Source organism: Bermanella marisrubri (genome assembly GCF_012295615.1).
Lineage (GTDB): Bacteria > Pseudomonadota > Gammaproteobacteria > Pseudomonadales > Oceanobacteraceae > Bermanella > Bermanella marisrubri.
In genome coordinates this window covers 3,242,189-3,261,436 of sequence record NZ_CP051183.1, presented here as the reverse complement: position 1 = coordinate 3,261,436, position 19,248 = coordinate 3,242,189, and the positions used below count along the sequence as shown (strand labels likewise).

The 19,248-nt window shown below is 43.9% G+C and carries 16 protein-coding genes; 11 read left to right on the top strand and 5 right to left on the bottom strand.

The genetic code is table 11. The annotated features are described in order from the left end of the window. The first annotated feature begins 33 nt into the window (after nucleotides 1–33). Entirely contained in the window at nucleotides 34–4,257 is a 4,224-nt protein-coding gene (locus tag HF888_RS15225; RefSeq protein ID WP_007018220.1) for an EAL domain-containing protein, read from the top strand. Between the two features lie 203 nt (nucleotides 4,258–4,460). Further along, the gene (gene glyA, locus HF888_RS15220) at nucleotides 4,461–5,723 is read left to right on the top strand and encodes a serine hydroxymethyltransferase (protein ID WP_007018219.1); all 1,263 of its coding nucleotides are present in this window, start codon (nucleotides 4,461–4,463) and stop codon (nucleotides 5,721–5,723) included. Nucleotides 5,724–5,820: 97 nt separating this feature from the next. Here the strand turns inward: glyA and HF888_RS15215 are convergent, their stop codons facing one another. Continuing rightward, nucleotides 5,821–7,323: an alanine/glycine:cation symporter family protein gene (locus HF888_RS15215; RefSeq protein ID WP_007018218.1), complete on the bottom strand. Its 1,503-nt coding sequence runs from the start codon at nucleotides 7,321–7,323 to the stop codon at nucleotides 5,821–5,823. Between the two features lie 371 nt (nucleotides 7,324–7,694). Between HF888_RS15215 and HF888_RS15210 the strand changes: the two genes are divergently transcribed. From HF888_RS15210 to alr, 8 genes are read left to right on the top strand one after another with little or no spacing between them, the layout of a single operon-like run. Beyond that, nucleotides 7,695–8,480: a putative hydro-lyase gene (locus HF888_RS15210; protein WP_007018217.1), complete on the top strand. Its 786-nt coding sequence runs from the start codon at nucleotides 7,695–7,697 to the stop codon at nucleotides 8,478–8,480. A gap of 10 nt (nucleotides 8,481–8,490) precedes the next feature. Then, a complete protein-coding gene (locus HF888_RS15205) occupies nucleotides 8,491–9,234 on the top strand; it encodes a 5-oxoprolinase subunit PxpA (protein WP_007018216.1) in 744 nt (247 codons plus the stop codon). Then, the gene (gene pxpB, locus HF888_RS15200; protein ID WP_007018215.1) at nucleotides 9,231–9,920 is read left to right on the top strand and encodes a 5-oxoprolinase subunit PxpB; all 690 of its coding nucleotides are present in this window, start codon (nucleotides 9,231–9,233) and stop codon (nucleotides 9,918–9,920) included. The genes HF888_RS15205 and pxpB overlap by 4 nt, the downstream gene beginning before the upstream one ends. Beyond that, nucleotides 9,920–10,891 (top strand): 5-oxoprolinase subunit C family protein, encoded by a 972-nt coding sequence (locus HF888_RS15195; protein WP_007018214.1) that lies wholly within the window; start codon nucleotides 9,920–9,922, stop codon nucleotides 10,889–10,891. The genes pxpB and HF888_RS15195 overlap by 1 nt, the downstream gene beginning before the upstream one ends. Further along, nucleotides 10,869–11,750: a DUF4392 domain-containing protein gene (locus HF888_RS15190; RefSeq protein WP_007018213.1), complete on the top strand. Its 882-nt coding sequence runs from the start codon at nucleotides 10,869–10,871 to the stop codon at nucleotides 11,748–11,750. Before HF888_RS15195 ends, HF888_RS15190 begins: the two co-directional genes overlap by 23 nt. Further along, the gene (locus HF888_RS15185) at nucleotides 11,737–12,681 is read left to right on the top strand and encodes a LysR family transcriptional regulator (protein ID WP_007018212.1); all 945 of its coding nucleotides are present in this window, start codon (nucleotides 11,737–11,739) and stop codon (nucleotides 12,679–12,681) included. The genes HF888_RS15190 and HF888_RS15185 overlap by 14 nt, the downstream gene beginning before the upstream one ends. A gap of 25 nt (nucleotides 12,682–12,706) precedes the next feature. Further along, on the top strand, nucleotides 12,707–13,564 hold the full coding sequence (locus HF888_RS15180; protein ID WP_007018211.1) for a D-amino acid aminotransferase: 858 nt from the start codon (nucleotides 12,707–12,709) through the stop codon (nucleotides 13,562–13,564). Nucleotides 13,565–13,578: 14 nt separating this feature from the next. Then, entirely contained in the window at nucleotides 13,579–14,676 is a 1,098-nt protein-coding gene (gene alr, locus HF888_RS15175) for an alanine racemase (protein ID WP_007018210.1), read from the top strand. On the opposite strand, the gene HF888_RS15170 is transcribed toward alr, so the two are convergent. Genes HF888_RS15170 through hldE form a run of 4 tightly spaced genes read right to left on the bottom strand, consistent with a single transcriptional unit; the run spans nucleotide 14,673 to nucleotide 17,801 of the window. After that, a complete protein-coding gene (locus HF888_RS15170; RefSeq protein WP_007018209.1) occupies nucleotides 14,673–14,915 on the bottom strand; it encodes a hypothetical protein in 243 nt (80 codons plus the stop codon). The genes alr and HF888_RS15170 overlap by 4 nt on opposite strands. A gap of 60 nt (nucleotides 14,916–14,975) precedes the next feature. Then, nucleotides 14,976–15,410, bottom strand: a complete 435-nt coding sequence (locus HF888_RS15165) for a hypothetical protein (protein WP_007018208.1) — start codon at nucleotides 15,408–15,410, stop codon at nucleotides 14,976–14,978. Then, nucleotides 15,410–16,363, bottom strand: coding sequence for an LpxL/LpxP family acyltransferase (locus HF888_RS15160; RefSeq protein WP_007018207.1), 954 nt, complete (start codon nucleotides 16,361–16,363; stop codon nucleotides 15,410–15,412). The genes HF888_RS15165 and HF888_RS15160 overlap by 1 nt, the downstream gene beginning before the upstream one ends. Nucleotides 16,364–16,370: 7 nt before the next feature. Beyond that, nucleotides 16,371–17,801, bottom strand: coding sequence for a bifunctional D-glycero-beta-D-manno-heptose-7-phosphate kinase/D-glycero-beta-D-manno-heptose 1-phosphate adenylyltransferase HldE (gene hldE, locus HF888_RS15155; RefSeq protein ID WP_007018206.1), 1,431 nt, complete (start codon nucleotides 17,799–17,801; stop codon nucleotides 16,371–16,373). A gap of 162 nt (nucleotides 17,802–17,963) precedes the next feature. Here hldE and waaA point away from each other — a divergent pair, with 162 nt between their 5' ends. Then, a complete protein-coding gene (gene waaA / locus HF888_RS15150; RefSeq protein WP_040297891.1) occupies nucleotides 17,964–19,247 on the top strand; it encodes a lipid IV(A) 3-deoxy-D-manno-octulosonic acid transferase in 1,284 nt (427 codons plus the stop codon). The last annotated feature ends 1 nt before the right edge of the window (nucleotide 19,248 follow it).

Genomic DNA, 19,248 nt, shown 5'->3' with positions numbered 1-19,248 from the left:
AGGCGGGCAAACGCAAACTAAGGAAATGACTCAGTGAGCAAAGCCAATCAATTGATCAATCAAATGACGGATCGTTCTGTCATTTTACCCATGATTGTTGTGCTTTTTATATTCGTACTGGTCATTCAAGGAATCTCACTATTCTTTCAAATAGAGTCAGAAAAGCAAGCTTATAATGGCTTGGTAAAGCATGTTGCGACGAGTCATGCAAGTCAAAGTAATACAGTGCTTAGTTCGCAAAAGAACATGCTAGCGACACTGCTCACCCTCCATCAGAACGATCTGCTGAAATTGGATCAAGAGAATGCGCCTTTTGCGCTTTTGGATCTTTCTATAAATGAGGCGTTCCCTGGTTATCGCGGGTTGTTCGTTTTAGATGAAAGTGGCCAAGTCATCGAAAATACTATTCCCTATCTTTACGAAAACGAATCTAAGCTGATTGAACAGCATGTAAAGTCTATAAAAACGTCGCAACATTTATCGATTCATATCGATGGGCAGTATTTTCCCAAGGATAAGCAAGGAGTGGTGTATTTCATCGCTACGATTGATTCTCCCAATGCGGAGTATCCGCGTTACTATCTTGTCATCAGTCGAAGCATGCATGGTTATAGTGACATCTTGTTGGGTCAAGAATATGAGGGGTTTCACTTATGGTTAGGTAAGCAACAAAAAGTCGTGATTGGTGATGGCCGATTTTTTGCTCAAGATCGTCGTCCAACGATCAGTGCTCTGTCAGGTGAACGAGCAATTCTGGTTGATATTGATATGGTGGATACGCCTTGGCGCATATACGCGGTTGAGACACAGGGATATTGGACAGAAAAGATTCTAGCTTTAGCACTTCCTCATATTATTTTTATTGCTATTTATTGGATGCTTGCGTATCTGGGGTTCAAGATTCTGCGGTATGTTAAAGAGAAGAACCAAACTGATCTTGATCGCTTCAGTGCAAAAGCGAATCGAGCGGAAGAGGCTCTATCCTGTATTGAAGAGGTCGTGATTACTACCGATTATCGAGGACGCATTATTTTTTGCAATCCATCCGCGATGACTCTCTTGGGTCTAAATGACTGCCAGCAAGTTGTTGGCAAACCACTGGTACAAAGTTTCCCCTTCGATGGATTACCATGGTTGGAAAAAGATCAAAATCTCCTGAAAAACAAACTCAGAATTGTTAACTATGGCGACACTCTCGTAGATGTGAGTGGTCAATTAAAAACGTTCAATATAAGTCTATATCGTCCGGAAAAACAGAATAGTTGTATTTGGGTACTACGTGATGTGTCTCGTCAAGCTGCTAATCGAGATCTTTTAAATGTCAGTCGCGCCCGATACCAAGCACTCTACGATGGCTGTGGAGTGGGCATGTGGCATGTAGATATATCGTTGGTTAGATCATGGCTTGAGCAGCTTGATGGTGTTTCAGTGGAAGATTATTTAAAACAGTATCCGGATAGCTTCGCTGACCTGCGTTCTAGCTACAATTTAATTGATATCAACGCCTCTGCTGTCAGTATGCATGGTGGTAGTAATAAGCAAAAATTTATCGAAGCGTTGAAGGATCTTTTTCTAAGTTACAATCATGAATTGATGCAGGAGATGGCAGAAGGTATTCGTCAAGGAGCGAAAAGCTTTTCGCGAGAGGTTGCTTTCATTAACGCAAAAGGCGTCAAGAATCATTATTTGGTGAATGCTACATTGGATCAAGTAGGACAAGATCAAGCAATTGTAAGTTTCATTGATATCAATGACCGTATTAAGGCTGAGCTTGCGTTAAAAGACAGTGAGCAATTTTGGTCCAATGTTATTCAAACCCTACCCGACACGGTTTACGTTAACGATTTGTTTGCAAAGCAGACGCGTTTTAGTTCACGTCATATTGGTGAGTTATTAGGGTATAGCAGTGAAGAGCTTGAAGAGATTGAACACTGGAGACAACTTATTCATCCTGACGATGTTAGTAAAAGTGATGCGGCAATTAGCCAGCTTAAAACAATGCGCCCAGGTGAAGTGAAGGAAACGACAGCGCGTTTAAAACATAAGAATGGAAATTGGAGAGTTATTCGTTTCCGTGATTGTATCTTTAGTTCAGAGACGCAGGTTCCCGCTCAATATTATGTCGGGATGGCTCGCGACATTACAGAAGAGGAAGATGCCAAGATACAGCTGTCATTCAGTGAGCGTCGCTACCGACTTTTAGCCAATGGTATTTCAGATATCGTCTTTACTCTGAATAAAAAATTAGAATTAAGCTACATCAGTGCATCTATTAACAAAATGCTCGGCTATGACTCTGATCAAGTTATGCGCGAAGGCCTGTCACTATTTTTAATAACGGAGAGTGTCAATAAACTTATCCAGGCGTTAGAAAGAGACTTGCAGTTAGCGCTTTCTATCTCGAGCTTCAAAGATCAAGTGCGAACAATGGATTTAGACGCGCAAACGTTTAGCGGTGTTCCCGTTATATTAGAAATGCAAAGCAGTATTTTGCGCAATGAGTCCGGTGCCATAGAGGGAATCTTGGCAACTTGTCGTGATGTAACGCAAAGACGCTTCATTGAACATGAAGCGCGCACCGCAAGTGAAGTATTCGAAAATTCTTCAGAAGCCATCATGATGACAACGAGTACAGGTTTGATTAGCCGTGTTAATAGAGCGTTCACGCATTTGACCGGATTTGATGGGCAGCATGTTATCGGCGTTAATCCAAAACAATTTATTGCCAAAGATGTGAGTCATCAAACCATGCAGGATATCCGTGATGCATTGCTTGTGGATGGATATTGGCAGGGAGAGCTTGACTATATAAATCGTAAAGGCGAGAAGCATCCTAGCTGGACGGGCGTCACGGCACTGAAAGATGAAATGGGACAAATACAATCACATATTATTATTTCCAGTGATATTACCCATCGAAAACAAACAGAGGCGCGGATTCAACATCTTGCATATTTTGATCCGTTGACTGGCTTGCCCAACCGCGCGCAAATGCATGAAGCATTGGATCGCTTAATGGCTAAAGAAGAATCTCAGCTAGCATTGTTGTTTATTGATTTGGATCGATTTAAACCTATCAACGATACCATGGGGCATCCGGCTGGTGATCAAGTTTTAAAAGAAGTAGCTAGCCGCTTAAAAGAAGCCGTCGGTGCGAAGAACCTTGTTTCCCGAATTGGGGGGGATGAGTTTACGGTGATTATGGCAACTTTGCCTGAAACTGAACAAGCAATACAAACCATTATTGATGTGAGTGAACGTATCTTACATCAGATGATGCAGCCGTTTTTTATTGAAGACAGGCAATTGTATTTAAGTGCTAGTGTGGGAATTGCATTGTATCCAGAGAATGCTCTTAGTGGTACGGATTTATTGCGAAACGCAGATACTGCTATGTATCACGCTAAAGCAATGGGCAAAAATAACTTCCAGTTTTATGCGGAAGAGATGAATGAAAAAGCAATGGAGCGCTTAGAGCTAGAAAATAATTTGCACCTTGCTCTGCAGCGCGATGAATTTGAATTAACCTTCCAAGCGCAATGGGACATTAAACACAATTGTATTTGCGGAGTGGAAACCTTATTGCGTTGGCATCGTCCAGACATTGGACTGGTTGGTCCCGATAAGTTTATTCCAATCATTGAAGAAACTGGGCTTATAGTTCCTATTGGTGAATGGGTTTTAAGAAGGGCCTGTGAGCAAATCATGGATTGGCAGGAAGCGGGTTATGTTATTCCTAAATTGGCGGTCAATCTGAGCGCTAGACAATTTAAAGATGCGCAAATGCTCGATAGGATCTGTCGAATTGTCGATGAAACAGGCGTAGACCCAGAGCTTATAGAATTAGAATTAACTGAAAGTATTCTTATGGATGATATTGACCGAACCTTGGCTGTTCTCAATGAGGCGCGAAAGATGGGTTTTGGTCTATCCATTGACGATTTCGGAACCGGCTATAGCTCTTTGAGCTACCTTAAGCAATTTCCAGTGAGCCAGCTGAAAATCGATAAAAGTTTTATTCAAAACCTTCCTTATAACCAAGAAGATGGACAGATCACACGAACTATAGTCGCCATGGCCAACAACCTTGGACTTGGTGTCATTGCTGAAGGGGTAGAAAACGAAAGCCAACGCCAATTCCTTAAGACGATCGGTTGTTATCAGGTGCAAGGATATATGTATAGCCACCCGGTTCCTGCAGATCTTTTCGCGCAAGACTTCTTAGAAACAGAGTCAGAGCCTTATCTGGAGCATTAAAGTCGCTGTTTTCATGGCTACAGATCAGTGTCGAGGTCTTGTTCACCCGTGAATATGAGTAAAGCTTCACTTGGCTTGATGGAGTTTCAAGTGCCCAATCCTTATAACTTGGGTACAATGCGCCCAACTTTTCTTGGTTAGTGCGTCTTAGTGCTTATACTCAAGTGCACATCAACCGTCATCTTTGAATGCAGGGGATTTCCATGTTTAAACGAGACATGAATATTGCTGATTTTGACCCAGCTGTTTGGGAAGCGATGCAGGCTGAAGTAAAGCGTCAGGAAGATCACATTGAGTTGATCGCATCTGAAAACTATACCAGCCCACGCGTCATGGAAGCCCAAGGCAGCCAGCTTACCAACAAGTACGCTGAAGGCTATCCAGGCAAGCGTTATTACGGCGGTTGTGAGCATGTTGACGTCGTTGAGCAGCTAGCAATTGATCGCGCTAAAGAGTTGTTTGGCGCAGGCTACGCTAATGTTCAGCCTCACTCTGGTTCGCAGGCAAACGCCGCTGTTTTCATGGCACTTTGTAAGCCGGGCGACAAAGTACTAGGTATGAGTTTGGCTCATGGTGGTCACTTAACCCATGGTGCGTCGGTATCCTTCTCTGGCCGCATTTATGATGCCGTTCAGTACGGTTTACACCCAGAAACGGGTGATATTGACTATGAAGAAGTGGAGCGTCTTGCGCTAGAGCACAAACCTAAAATGATCATTGGTGGCTTCTCTGCGTTTAGTCGTATTGTTGATTGGCAGCGTTTCCGTGATATCGCCGATAAAGTAGGTGCTTACTTATTTGTCGATATGGCTCATATTGCAGGTCTTGTTGCGGCAGGCGTTTATCCCTCTCCTGTGGGTATCGCTGATGTTGTGACGACTACAACGCACAAAACGTTGCGCGGTCCTCGTGGCGGTTTGATTCTTGCCAAAGAAGATGAAGAGTTAAACAAAAAACTTAATTTTGCTGTCTTCCCAGAATCGCAAGGTGGTCCTTTGATGCACGTGATCGCCGCGAAAGCAGTGTGCTTCAAAGAAGCTATGTCAGAAGAATACAAGACGTACCAAGCGCAAGTGGTTAAGAATGCTCAGGCAATGGCCGAAGTATTCATTGAGCGTGGTATTAATATCGTTTCTGGTGGTACCGATGATCACCTTTTCCTAGTTGATCTGATTGGCAAGGAGTACACAGGTAAAGACGCAGATGCCGCATTAGGCGAAGCTCATATTACAGTGAACAAAAATGCCGTACCGAATGACCCACGTTCTCCGTTTGTTACGTCAGGTTTGCGTATTGGTACGCCGGCAATTACCTCTCGTGGCTTCAAAGAAGAGCAAGCTCGTGATTTAACATCCTGGATTTGTGATGTGCTTGATAGTCTTGAGAATGGCAATAAAGATGAAGTAGCAGCTCAGGTTCGTGCTAAAGTTCAGGCTTTGTGTGCAGAATTTCCTGTATACAGCTAATAAATATGCGCTAAGCGTGAATACAAAAAAAGCCCCTAAAACAATTTAGGGGCTTTTTTTATGCGTGTTAAAAAATATTTATTTCTACTTCGTCACACTAGGAATTGTTTGAACGTTTTTCCTGTTGGTTGCGCTCAACCCAAAAGTCAGCTTTTTTAATGCCGAGTTTTTCTGGATCAAAATGGTATTCCGTTACACCTTCTTTTTGTTGTTTCTCGTAATCTTTTAAAGCTTTCATAGCAGGGCGAGCCATGAAGAAGATTAATAGAATACCAATGATGTTTAACCAAGCCATAAGGCCAACACCGATATCACCTAGTCCCCAAGCAAGATCAGCAGTTTTCACGGTGCCATAGAATACTGAGCCCAATAGTACGATTTTTAATAAGCCCATTAGACCAGGTACTTTAAAGGTGCGGCGAATATAGCTGACATTGGTTTCAGCAATGTAGTAGTACGCCAAAATGGTGGTGAAAGAGAAGAAGAATAGTGCAAATGCAATAAATGGTTTGCCCATTCCCGGTAACGTGGTCTCAATCGCAAGTTGCGTAAAAGCAGGGCTGTTTGCAGCAATGTCAGCGCCTAGATTTTGCACAAGGAATGCATCGCCTACACCATGAACATTGTATGCGCCGGTAATCAGAATCATGAACGCAGTAGCAGAACAGACAAATAGTGTATCTATGTAGATTGAAAAGGACTGTACTAAACCTTGTTGAGCAGGATGTTGAACGTTCGAAGCCGCAGCGGCATGAGGACCTGTACCTTGGCCTGCTTCATTAGAGTAAACACCACGCTTTACGCCCCAGCCAATGGCTGCACCGATTCCGGCCATCGGGGTAAAGGCGTCCCCAACAATCATGGCAATAATGCTCGGGACTTGTTCAATATTAAGTAATACGATCGCAACAGCAATAACGATATAGGCAAGCGCCATAAAAGGCACAACCAATTGTGCGACATGAGCGATGCGCTTAACACCACCGAATATAATGAATGCTAGTACGATACAAATAAGTACACCTGTTGCGATTTTGACAGAGCTTAGTTCGCCGATCCCTGTGCTAACCATATCGCCTGAACCAAAGGCAAGTACGATCGCATTCCCTATACTATTTGATTGAATGCCGGGCATTAGAAAGCCTGTTGCAAGGATCGTGGCAAGAGCGAAAATGATGGCATACCATTTTTGCCCAAGTGCTTTTTCAAAGTAATAGGCGGGGCCACCACGAAACTCATCGCCATCTTTTTCTTTATAAATCTGTGCCAATGTAGATTCAATATAGGCTGTAGCAGCACCCAAGAAAGCGACTACCCACATCCAAAAAACGGCACCAGGGCCACCAAAGCCAATGGCTGCGGCGACACCCGCAATATTACCTGTGCCGACACGTCCTGATAGTGAGATGGCTAGGGCTTGGAAAGAGGAAATGCCAGTATCGGATTTGTTTGGCGTAAATAGTAAGCGCCACATTTCTTTTATTTGGCGCACTTGAACAAAGCGCGTGACGATGGAAAAGAATAACCCTGCTGCTAGGCAGAGATAAACGAGCGCAGGGCTCCAGACGACGCCATTAATGGCATTAACAATTTCTTGCATGGTCCTTAGTTCCTTAATCAAATGGTCAGAATAATGAAAAACTCCGATGCTGCAAAGCCTTTGACGATATTAGGCGGAAGAATACCAAGACGAATGGGCGATGAAGAGAGATGGGTTCTGTCATGAGATGTGAGCTTCTGGCTGCACTGTCTTTATGAATGGAATGAAATATTAAATTTCTTTGATAGGGAAATAATATCAGTATGTTCGAAATATTGAAATTTATGTTGATTATTTAAAGTTATTAAGGAGAATCTACATTTATTGATAAAGACATTGAATCATTCTGCATTGCCTGAGCTATAATTGCGGTATAGGTTTCATTAAGTATGCTCATGCCAGGTGTGAGTAGGGTTGGGGGAGTAATAAATATGCAAAAAGAGACGCCAGCTGAACTACGCCAACGTATCCGAGCTGGTCAGCATACGGGGCATACATCTGGCTATTGTGCAGGGTATGTGCAATGCAATGTGGCTATTTTACCCAAAGCTTGGGCTAATGAATTTTTGCAGTTCTGCCAACTAAACCCCAAGCCATGTCCCATTGTGGCGATGGCATCCAGCCCTGGGGCGACAAAGATACCTTCTATTGCGCCTGATTTTGACATCAGAACTGATGTCCCCAGGTATCGTCTTTGGGAGAATGGGCGGCTTGATAAAGAAGTCACGGATATATCGAGTGTATGGCGGGACGATTTAGTTACGTTCCTGCTGGGCTGCAGTTTTAGTTTTGAAGAAGCATTATTGGCCGATGGATTGGAAATTCGAAACATCACTGAAGGTGTAAATGTGCCTATGTACGACACCAATATGACTTGTCAGCCCGCGGGGCGTTTACATGGCAATATGGTGGTTAGCATGCGTCCGTTTAAACCAGCGGATGCCATCCGCATGATTCAAATATGCTCGCGTTTTCCATCTGTTCATGGTTCCCCGGTTCACTTTGGTAATCCAGAGGATATTGGTATAAGCAATATTAACAAGCCAGATTATGGCGATGCCGTTTCTATCCGCGCGGGGGAGGTGCCCGTGTTTACCGCATGTGGTGTAACGCCGCAAGCTGCGATTATGGCAGCGAAACCAGAGTTTTGTATTACTCATTCTCCAGGGTGCATGGTCGTTACTGACATGTCGAATTCAAAGTTGGCAATTTTGTAAGAAGGTAGTTATGAGTCGGAATGGCTTATTGTTAAATTGCGATTTAGGCGAGAGCTACGGTTCTTGGTCCATGGGTATGGACGAATCGGTTTTTCCTCATATTGATCAGGCCAATATTGCGTGTGGCTTTCATGGTGGCGACCCAGTGACCATGCAAAAAACACTGCAGCTAGCGAAAAAAAATAACGTTATGGTAGGTGCCCATCCAGCATATCCTGACTTAGTTGGGTTTGGTCGACGCAGTATGAACTGCAGTGAGACGGAAATCATAGGCTTTATGCACTATCAAATGAGTGCGCTGGATGGAATGGCAAAAAATATTGGCCTGACCATGGAATATGTAAAACCCCATGGCGCTTTATATAACGACATGATGAAGAATGACGATATACGCTTGGCCATATTGAAGTCTGTATCTGACTTTCATCGTCCGATTAAATTAATGTTGCAAGCAACAGCCGCTAGTGAAGAGCACCAAAAGCAAGCAGAAGCGTTAGGCGTTGAGTTGATTTTCGAAGCATTTGCCGACAGATGCTATGACGACGATGGCAAATTATTAGCACGTAACCAAGCTGGGGCCGTTCACGATCAGGAAAAAATGTTGCAACAGGTGCAGCAGCTTGTGGAGCATGGCACAGTGACAACGGCAAGTGGTCAAACGCTATCAATTAAAGCTGATTCAGTATGCGTTCACGGCGACAACGAAGCTGGTGTTAAGGCCATTCAAAGTATTCGCGAGTTGATTCAATCATGAATATTCATGTGGCTGGGGAAAACGCACTGATTGTTTATGTGGGTGACCAAGTCAGTCCTGAAGTTACGCAAAACATACTGCATCTATGCCAGCAGTTGCGACCATATGTTGGGCGTGAGCTTATTGATCTTGTGCCAAGTTATGCATCCGTTCTCGTGATTTTCGATCCATTAAAAATAGATCATTTAGCAGTGAGAAAATGGATACGTTTTGCGTATGAATCTCATTTCAATTCGCACAGTGATGATCAGCGTCGCCTCGTTCGTTTACCCGTCTATTATGCCGGTCCTGATTTACAGCGTGTTGCTGAGCATAAATCATTGTCAAGTGATGAGGTGGTTGAGCGTCATTCATCCCAGTCTTATCAGGTCTATGCAATTGGTTTTGCTCCTGGTTTTGCATACTTAGGTGAGTTAGATGAATCTTTGGTTATGCCGCGCCTAGATACTCCTCGTAAGAGGGTACCAAAGGGAGCTGTCGCCATTGCTGATCGACAAACAGCAGTGTATCCCAAGCAAAGTCCCGGTGGCTGGAATTTAATTGGCTACTGTCCAATACCTATGTTTGAGCCAGAGGAGCAACCTCCTATGCCGGTGCAATCCGGTGATTTAGTGCAGTTCTATGCCATCGATGAACAAACGTTTTTTGACATGGGCGGCGAGCTACCAAAGGGAGAAATTGCGTAATGGCGTTGCAGATTATTGATCCCGGTTTTTTAACTTTGACGCAAGATTTGGGGCGCTTTGGTCAGCATCATCTTGGGTTAACTACAGGTGGTCCAATGGATCCGTTTGCTTTTCGATTTGCAAACCGATTAGTGGATAACCAAGCCAACTCAGTGGCGCTGGAAATCACAATGGGTGGTTTCAAAGCGGTTGCTACTCAGGATATGTGTGTTGCCGTGACGGGGGCGAAAGTTGACGTTTCGGTTGATGGCAAGAGACAGCCCCAGTGGCGGACACTGTATATTAAAAATGGGCAAAAAATTGAGCTGGCTTATGCCGTAAAAGGATGTCGCATTTATTTATCGGTCGCTGGTGGCTTTGATATTAAAAAACAGTTCGATAGCGCCAGCGCTGTGGTTCGAGAAGGCATAGGCGGTATTAATGGAGGAAAGCTAGAGTCCGGCGCTGAACTCAAATTAAAAAAGCGAAATTCATTGAACCAAGCGTGGTATTTGCCTGAGTCATACATTCCTAACTATGGGAATCATGCAGTCTTGCGCGTGATCCCAGGTTATCAAGAAAAACATTTTTCCCGTCATCAGCAACGGCGATTTTTTTATCATGATTTTAGGATAAGCGACTTGGCGGATCGTATGGGGTATCGCTTACAGGGTCCTAAAATTGAATGTGATATCAATGGGATATTAAGCGAAGGTATATGCCTAGGGGCTATTCAGATTCCTGCCGATGGTCAACCTATCGTATTGATGAATGACCGCCAAACCATCGGGGGTTATCCAAAAATTGGTTCTGTACTTTCGTTGGATTTAGCGAAACTGTCTCAGTTAACGCCTGGGGCGACGGTGAATTTTGAACCAATTTCAATCGATCATGCCCATAACTTGTTGCATTTGGCTGATCATAAATTCAAGCAAATTGAATTAAAACCGTGCTTGTTGGAGGCCAACCATGAACGAGGCTTTGATGTTTGATATTAGCAAACAAATTGAAGATATTCTGGTTGAACGTAATTTGCGGGGCATGAAAACCGTTCAGCATGCCCTGCCGTCAGGCTACATTAAGCGTGCTTCAGATCTCATATTAGGCGCCAAGGGCACGGTTTTAATTGGAACAGGTTTTCCAGTCGTAGACACGTTCGAAACAGATGGGCCGGTTGGTGCGATCGCACTATATCGAGCTTTTGAGGCAATGGGTTTACATCCAATCATCGTATGCGGCGCTCCTTTAAGTGAAGTCTTGCGTCATGATTATAATGTTCAGGAGCTGATAGTTGGTCCGCATTGCAAGCAAGACGATGAAGCACGACAAGCATTGCAGGATCTCAATCCCAGTTTGATAGTCTCGATTGAGCGTCCAGGCCAAGCCAGTGATGGTCGTTATTATAATATGCGTGGTGAAGATATTAGTGCTCGAGCTGGTTGTTTTGATAGCTTTTTCCGTCAAGCTAATTGCCCCACCATCGCAATTGGTGATGGCGGCAATGAAATTGGCATGGGAAATATTCATGAGGCTCTGAATCAATTAGATATTCAAGCTGCTGCGACTCAGTGTAGCGAACTGGTGATTGCTGATGTTTCCAACTGGGCAGCTCTTGGTCTGATTGCAATGATCAGCGCGCAAATGCAGCGAGATCTATTGACCATGTTAGATGCTCGTCAAGTTCTGGAGTACTTATCGGATCGCGGCAGCGTGGATGGTGTCACGCGGGAAAATACGTTAACCGAAGACGGTCTTCCTGTAGAGGATGGCCTTGAACTTCAGCGCCGCCTTAGAGTCCTAATTGAACCAGCTTTACTTGGTAAAGCAAGAGGTCACGATGCGCATTCGTAATTTAGAAACGTTCGTCAAGGTAGCCGAGCTAAATAGTTTTCATGCCGCGGCGAAAGCATTGAGTACCACTCAACCAGCGATTAGTGCGCGTATTGCTGCATTGGAGTCCGAGTTGAATGTTAGTTTATTTCGACGAGATAAAGGCGGCACACAGTTAACCAGTCGCGGTCGCCAGTTGTTGCCATTTGCACAAAAAATGATGCGCATAGCTGAAGAAATGAAATCGCAGCTAAACCAAGACTTGTTGGATGTAGACACAGTCCGTATAGGAATTGCTGATACACTTGCTGAACTATGGGTAGCGCCTCTACTTAAACAGTGGCGTTTGGACTTTCCTCATATCCAGTTTGAAGTGGTAGTTGATCTTAGTGATCACTTAGAGAAACAAATAGAGCAACATCAATTGGATATGGTGTTTATGGTATCTCAACCTAGTAATGCCAGTTTGATGACCGAATACTTATGTAGTTTACACCAGCAATGGATAGCATCTGATGAAGTAATAGAGCAGCAAAACTGGCAAAATAGAATACTCGATTTGCAGCAGTTAGCCACTTGCTCAGTACTCAGTTTCCCAAAGCATACCCAGCCATGGCGAGATCTAGAGAGGTTATTCGCAGTTTTAGGGGAAGCCAAACCTATGTTGCATACTTGTAGTTCAGTGAATCATTTAATGAACTTAACTCAGCAGGGTCTTGGTATCTCTTTATTGCCAGAGCCTCTAGCATTAAAGCTGGTAAAAGAGAAAGGTGTGCGCATTTTACAAACAGAAGCAAGTTTACAACCATCTGTTTTAAATTTTTGTAGCGGTTGGCGCTCTGACGATGAGCGTCTATTACCTAAATTATTGGCTGCTAGTGCAAAAGAAGTTGTTACACAGCAGGGCAAAGTTAAAACAGCTAATGTACGCAAGGTGAAGTACGTAGGCTAATGATTCTTGATTGCAGGATATAGTTATGAGTATTGTTTTTCTAAATAATGAATTCATGCCAATGGAAGAGGCAAAAATATCGCCAATGGATCGGGGTTTTCTTTTTGGTGATGGTATTTATGAAGTGATTCCATCATATGATGGTAAGTTGGTAGGTTTCGGGCCGCATATTGATCGAATGAATCAGGGTCTCGAAATGATCGGCATACAATTTAATTGGAGTCATGAACAGTGGCAATCCATTTGCCAACAATTAATTGAAAAAAATGGGAACGGCAATCTCGGTTTGTATTTGCATGTAAGTCGAGGTGCCGATGAAAAACGTTTCCATGCCTACCCTGATAATGTTGAACCGACTGTGTATGCATTTGCATTTGATATTCCTGCCGCTAATATTCCTGATAAATCCAAGGTCAAAGGTTATAGAGTTGCAACCACTCAAGACTTACGCTGGCAGCGGTGCAATATAAAATCGACTGCATTGCTTGGTAATGTGATGCACTTTCAACACGGTCATGGCCAAGGATATAACGAAACAATTTTGTTTAATGCCGAAAATAATCTGACGGAAGGCAGCGCTTGTAATGCGTATATTGTCAAAGACGGTGTTGTGATCACGCCTCCTTTGGATCACCAATTACTACCGGGTATTACCCGTCATATGTTGCTAGATATTTTGCGAAAACATAGCGATATAAAAATTGAAGAGCGCAATGTCAGTATGGAAGAGGTTATGTCTGCTGACGAGGTTTGGTTAACGAGTTCCAGTAAAGAGATTGCACCCGTGATCGAAATTGATGGTAAACCCGTTGGGAACGGAGAAATCGGTGACACTTGGCTAGCAGCACAAACCCTATATACGCAGCATAAACACGATTATTAGTAGAGACAGTTGTTATGAGTCGACCTACTCAAGCGATTATTGACCTAGAAGCGCTGCGTTCGAACTATCGCCTAGCGGATTCTCTTGCCCCACAATCGCAATCAATCGCGGTAGTAAAGGCGAATGCATATGGGCATGGTGCCGTGCCCTGTGCAAAAGCACTTGAGCCGATTGTTCCAGCTTTTGCTGTAGCCAGTATTGATGAGGCTATTGAGTTACGCGAAGGGGGTATCAGGAAACCGATACTTTTATTAGAGGGGCCGTTTAGTTTTGGTGAGGTGCAAATTGCTAGCGAGCATGAATTCTGGTTGATGATTGAAAACCACAATCATTTAGCGTTTATTGAACAATGCGAGCATAAAAAACTTATTTGTAAGCCTCTAAAGTGCTGGTTGAAAATGGATTCAGGTATGCACCGTTTAGGTTTCATGCCGTTTGAAATTGCCGCTATTTATCAAAAGCTAAAAAGCACTTCTATTGTTCACGACGAGATCGTCGTTGCTACTCATTTTGCTACGGCAGATGTTGAAGGCGATGCCTTCGTTAAAGAACAAATCGATTGTTTTAATGAGGCTATATCTGGCTTGGGATGTCTCACTAGCTTATGTAATAGCGCAGGTGTAATGGCTTGGCCGCAAGCCCATGGCAGTTGGAATCGACCAGGCTTCATGTTGTACGGTGCAAGCCCTTTTGAGTTACCGCAACACAATGATAAAACTCTGCAATCGGTTATGACTTTGCAATCAAAAGTGATCAGTGTACGAAATGTAAAAAAAGGAGAGGCTGTTGGCTACGGCAAAACATGGATAGCTCAGCGAGATAGTCGTATTGCCACCGTTACTGTTGGCTATGGAGATGGCTACCCAAGGCATGCAAAAAATGGTACTCCAATTTTAGTAAACAATCAGCGTTGCAAATTGGCTGGCCGCGTCAGTATGGATATGATTACTGTAGATGTAACCGATGTAGGGTCTGTCAATATCGGTGATGACGTGATTTGTTGGGGTAAAGACTTGCCTATCAATGAAGTCGCTCACTATAGTGGTACTATTGGCTATGAGCTTATGACGAGAATGCCTTTGCGGCCATCGCGTATTTATATAAACGCTTAAGCTTTTTTTGAGTCTACTTGCTTGCGTTTAGCGCTAACACGCTGTTCGAGGATGGCTTCTGCGCTATAACGTAAAAATGCCAGATCTGTATCAGATAATAACTCTAAGTTTAATCCTTTAAAGTTTTTTTGGTTCCGTTGGTAATTGACCAAGCATGCTTTATGTACGGCTTTACCTTCCACAATGGAAACCAAGCGTTTATCTAAGAATACGGTTCGTGAACATATAAAGCATCTCATAGTCGCTACGATATGCTCACGAGATCGTGTGTGCAAATAGCTGTGGGTAACAAATTGTTTTTATTGTTTGAGCTTTGTATCTTGGTCGTTTGATTGTGAAAGGGGATCGTCGCGTTTATGTCTTATTTCGTTCAGGATGACTTGTTCTAAAATCTCAACTTCGGTTTCGTCCCCTTTCTGAAAGGCGCTTGGTAACAACTCAATACCATAGCGTCGACCTAGCGCACACAAGGCCGGAAAAGTAATGACACTTCCGGGTGTTAGTGCTATGAGAAATAATCCCGCCATTTTATGAACGTCTTTTAGTTGCTCTAATGCGGCTTTAATCTCTGCTTCATCGGGACGTCGACCTTGTGGAAGCTTTTGTGTCAGCAACTGGAAAAAGGTCTGCATCATTTCTTGGGTTTCACGCTTCTCCTGCCTAAGGTTTCCCAGCAGTCGGCTGGCTGTTGCAAGATAGCGGGCCTGTGCATCTAAATAGCGTTTTACCACCATTAAGAATGACCTCTAGACTTGTAAGGATTGGGTTGTTCAGGGTCTTTTTGTGTTTTAAAGCGTTTGTGCAACCACAAATACTGAGCTGGGTAGCGGCGAATTACCGTTTCTAACCATACATTGTAGTTGCTAGCGTCGGCCTCTTCGCTGCCAGTTTTAGGCAAGGGCGGATAAAACTCAAGCGTAAATATTTGCCCTTTTCCGCTACGATGATAACTGTAAGGAATGATCTGGGCATCACCGCTGTCACTTAAAAATGTTAATCCTGTGACTGTCGCTGCGTCACGTCCAAACAAGGGTGCAAAAACTGAATGTCGCCGTCCATAATCTTGATCTGGTGCATACCAAAGAATTTCACCTCGCTTCAAACAGCTAATAAAACCTTTAACGTCTTTTTTATGGTACGCATTATCGACAAAACGATAGCGACCGCGCATCATCACTGCGTTCATTAGTTTATTGTCTAATGGTCGATAGGTTACATTTAGTGGGCAAACTAAACTGGTTAGTGCGCCTGCTAAATCTAAGATGCTGAAATGTGCGCCTGCGAGTATGACGCCTTGCCCTTTTTGCTGGGCGGCATCCAAGTGCTCTTTACCTTTAATGATGATGTCAGGTTTGAAGCGGCGGTAGTCACGAAACCAAGCGGTACCGCTATCCAAATAACCTTGCATGTTTTCATGAAAGGTTTGCTTAACCAGTGCTGTCTTTTCCACACTGGATAATTCTGGAAAGCAAAGATCAATATTGACTTCAGCAATGTGGCGACGACTTTTTGCTAGGTTGTAGGTAAGCCAAGCCAAGCCTTGGCTTATTCTCCATTGCACTGCAAAGGGAAATAGACTGGCAAACCATAGAAAACCAATGAACGCCCAAACTCCCCAATACTTTGGGTGCAGGTATTCGGTTTTTAGCAGTCTCACATCTTCGATGCGATTTAATTGCTTACCCATTTTGTTATTATTTTCCGTGCTGCTTGATGCTGTTGATAATATTCGTTGTACTGCAACCCTCTTCAAAGTTCAGTACTTTCACTTCACCGCCATTAGAAATGACCTCTTGCCCGCCAGCGATATCTTCAATTTTATAGTCACCGCCTTTCACTAGAATGTCAGGTAACAGGTTGGCGATTAATCGCTGAGGTGTATCTTCGGAGAAAGCTACAACGTAGTCCACACTAGATAAGCCAGCCAATACATCCATACGATGCTCAGTTGAGTTAATTGGACGATCAGGACCTTTTAGGCGACGCACCGAATCATCGGTGTTCACAGCGACAATAAGTTTATCACCTAATGCTTTTGCCGCTTTTAAGTAACTTACGTGGCCAGGGTGCAGAATATCAAAACAGCCATTGGTCATAACCAAGGTTTCACCTTCAGCTTTAGCTGAGAGTATGATTTGTTTTAATTGTTCCTCATCAACAATACCGTCATGGGCGACTGCGTCGGCTTTTGCGGCCTGACGAAGTTCGGCGACGCTGACCGTTGCTGTTCCTAACTTAGCCACTACAAGGGCGGCGGCAGTATTGGCAAGGGCGGTGGCTTGTGTATAGCTTTGTCCTGCCGCTAATGCACTGGCCAAAACGCTGATGACGGTATCTCCGGCACCTGTGACGTCATATACTTCTTGTGCAGTGGCGGCCAGGTGAACCGGTTGTTGATTCTTTTGAAACAGCGTCATGCCTTTTTCACTGCGGGTTACCAATAGGGCTTGTAAGTTAAGTTCTTCGAGTAATGCAAAACCTTTGGATACGACATCTGCTTCGTCTTTGCACGTACCGACGACACCCTCAAACTCGGACATGTTCGGTGTAATCAAACTGGCGCCTCGATATTTTGAAAAATCGGTTCCTTTTGGATCAACTAATACGGTTTTTCCTGCATTTCTACCTAGTTCGATAAAGGCCTCCACATTATGCAGAGCCCCTTTACCATAATCACTTAAGATGATGACATCATATTCAGGTAATAGAGTTTGATATTGCTCTAGCATGTCGCCGTTATCGACCTCGCCAAAGCTCTCCTCGAAGTCCAATCGAATCAGTTGCTGATGGCGACTTAATACCCGCAATTTGGTGATGGTGGGGTGGCTATCGATATAACTAAATTGTGTTTGAATATGATTATGTTGCAATGACTCAACTAGAGCTTTGGCATTATTGTCGTTTCCGACTAAGCCAATGAGGCCCGCATAAGCATTAAGACTTGCGATATTGAGAGCAACATTACCCGCTCCGCCGGCGCGATCCTCAATATCCGTTACTTTTACCACGGGCACTGGCGCCTCGGGACTAATGCGAGATGTGGGGCCGCTCCAATAGCGGTCAAGCATTACATCACCAACTACCAAAACTTTTGCTTGATCAAATTGTGGAATGGATAACGTCATTTATACAACCGGTAACAAACTCGAAAGAGCTCTTATAGTACCATGACGAGCCATAGCTGGCAGTAAACCCTGAGTCACAAATTGTGTTACTCGGAGGTAAATGCCGAGCAAATACGTCCCTTAATGTTAGAATGCTCCTTTTTATTTATATTCAAGAGTTCCATGGCCAGATTTTTCTACACCGCTTTGTTTATTTTAATATTGCCTGCGATCTTAGTCCGTTTGTGGTTGCGCGGGCGACAGGCTCCTGCCTACCGACAGCGTTGGCTTGAGCGATTTGGTTTAGTCAGTCTCGGTAGCAATGCGCAACATGGAATTTGGTTTCATACCGTTAGCGTAGGTGAATTCATCGCGGCGACGCCTGTTATTAAAGCTGTAATGGATCGCTATCCAGATCTACCCATAGTCATAACAACGACTACACCAACGGGCAGCGAGCAGGTTCAAAGTCGTTTTGCGGACGTTATGGGAAAACGCGTTTTTCATTGTTATTTGCCTTATGACATACCACTTCTATTAGGCGCATTTCTAAAGCGCCTGAAGCCACGGCAGCTGGTTATTTTGGAAACCGAGCTTTGGCCCAATTTATTGCATTGTGCGAAGAGTAAAAATTGCAACGTACTCGTTGTTAATGCCCGCTTGAGTGAGAAAAGTGCGAAGGGGTACAGCAAGTTTCCGAATTTAACGCGGCAAATGCTCAATAATATTGATCGTTTAGCCGTGCAAAATGATAAGGATGCTCAACGTTTTAAGCAGTTGGGCATGCCAGCTGAAAAAATGCATGTTACTGGAAGTATTAAATTCGATCTGGATGTGGATATGAGCATCATCGAGCAAGGTGAACAGCTGCGCGCCCAATGGGGAGAAACGCGCCCGGTGATCTGTGTTGCCAGTACTCACCAAGGGGAAGATGAAATTGCCCTAGACGCCTTTGTCCAGTTGAAGAAAAAACTATTAGACCCTTTATTAATACTTGTGCCTCGTCATCCAGAACGCTTTAATAATGTTGCTGAATCAATAAATAACAGGGAATTGAATTTACAGCGTCGTACCCAAGGCATGGCCGGTTTAGAAACACATGTCATGCTGGTGGATACCATGGGTGAGCTATTGCTATTCTTGGCTGCCAGTGACGTTTGTGTCATGGGAGGCAGTTTTGTTGAAAATGGAGGTCATAATCCATTGGAACCTGCGGCGTTATCTGTTCCCGTTATCATGGGCCCTAGCCAATTTAACTTTGCAGTCATATGTGAGCAGCTTCAGGCGGCAGGTGGATTGCAAACCGTATCAGAGCAAGACTTGCCTCAACAACTCTTGTCTTTGCTGGAATCTAAGCAGCTTCGTTTGGATATGGGGAAACAAGCAATGGCTGTAGTTGAGGCCAACAAAGGGGCCAAGCAGGAAGTGCTGGCACTCATTCAAGAACAGTTTAATGGAGAAGGCTGAG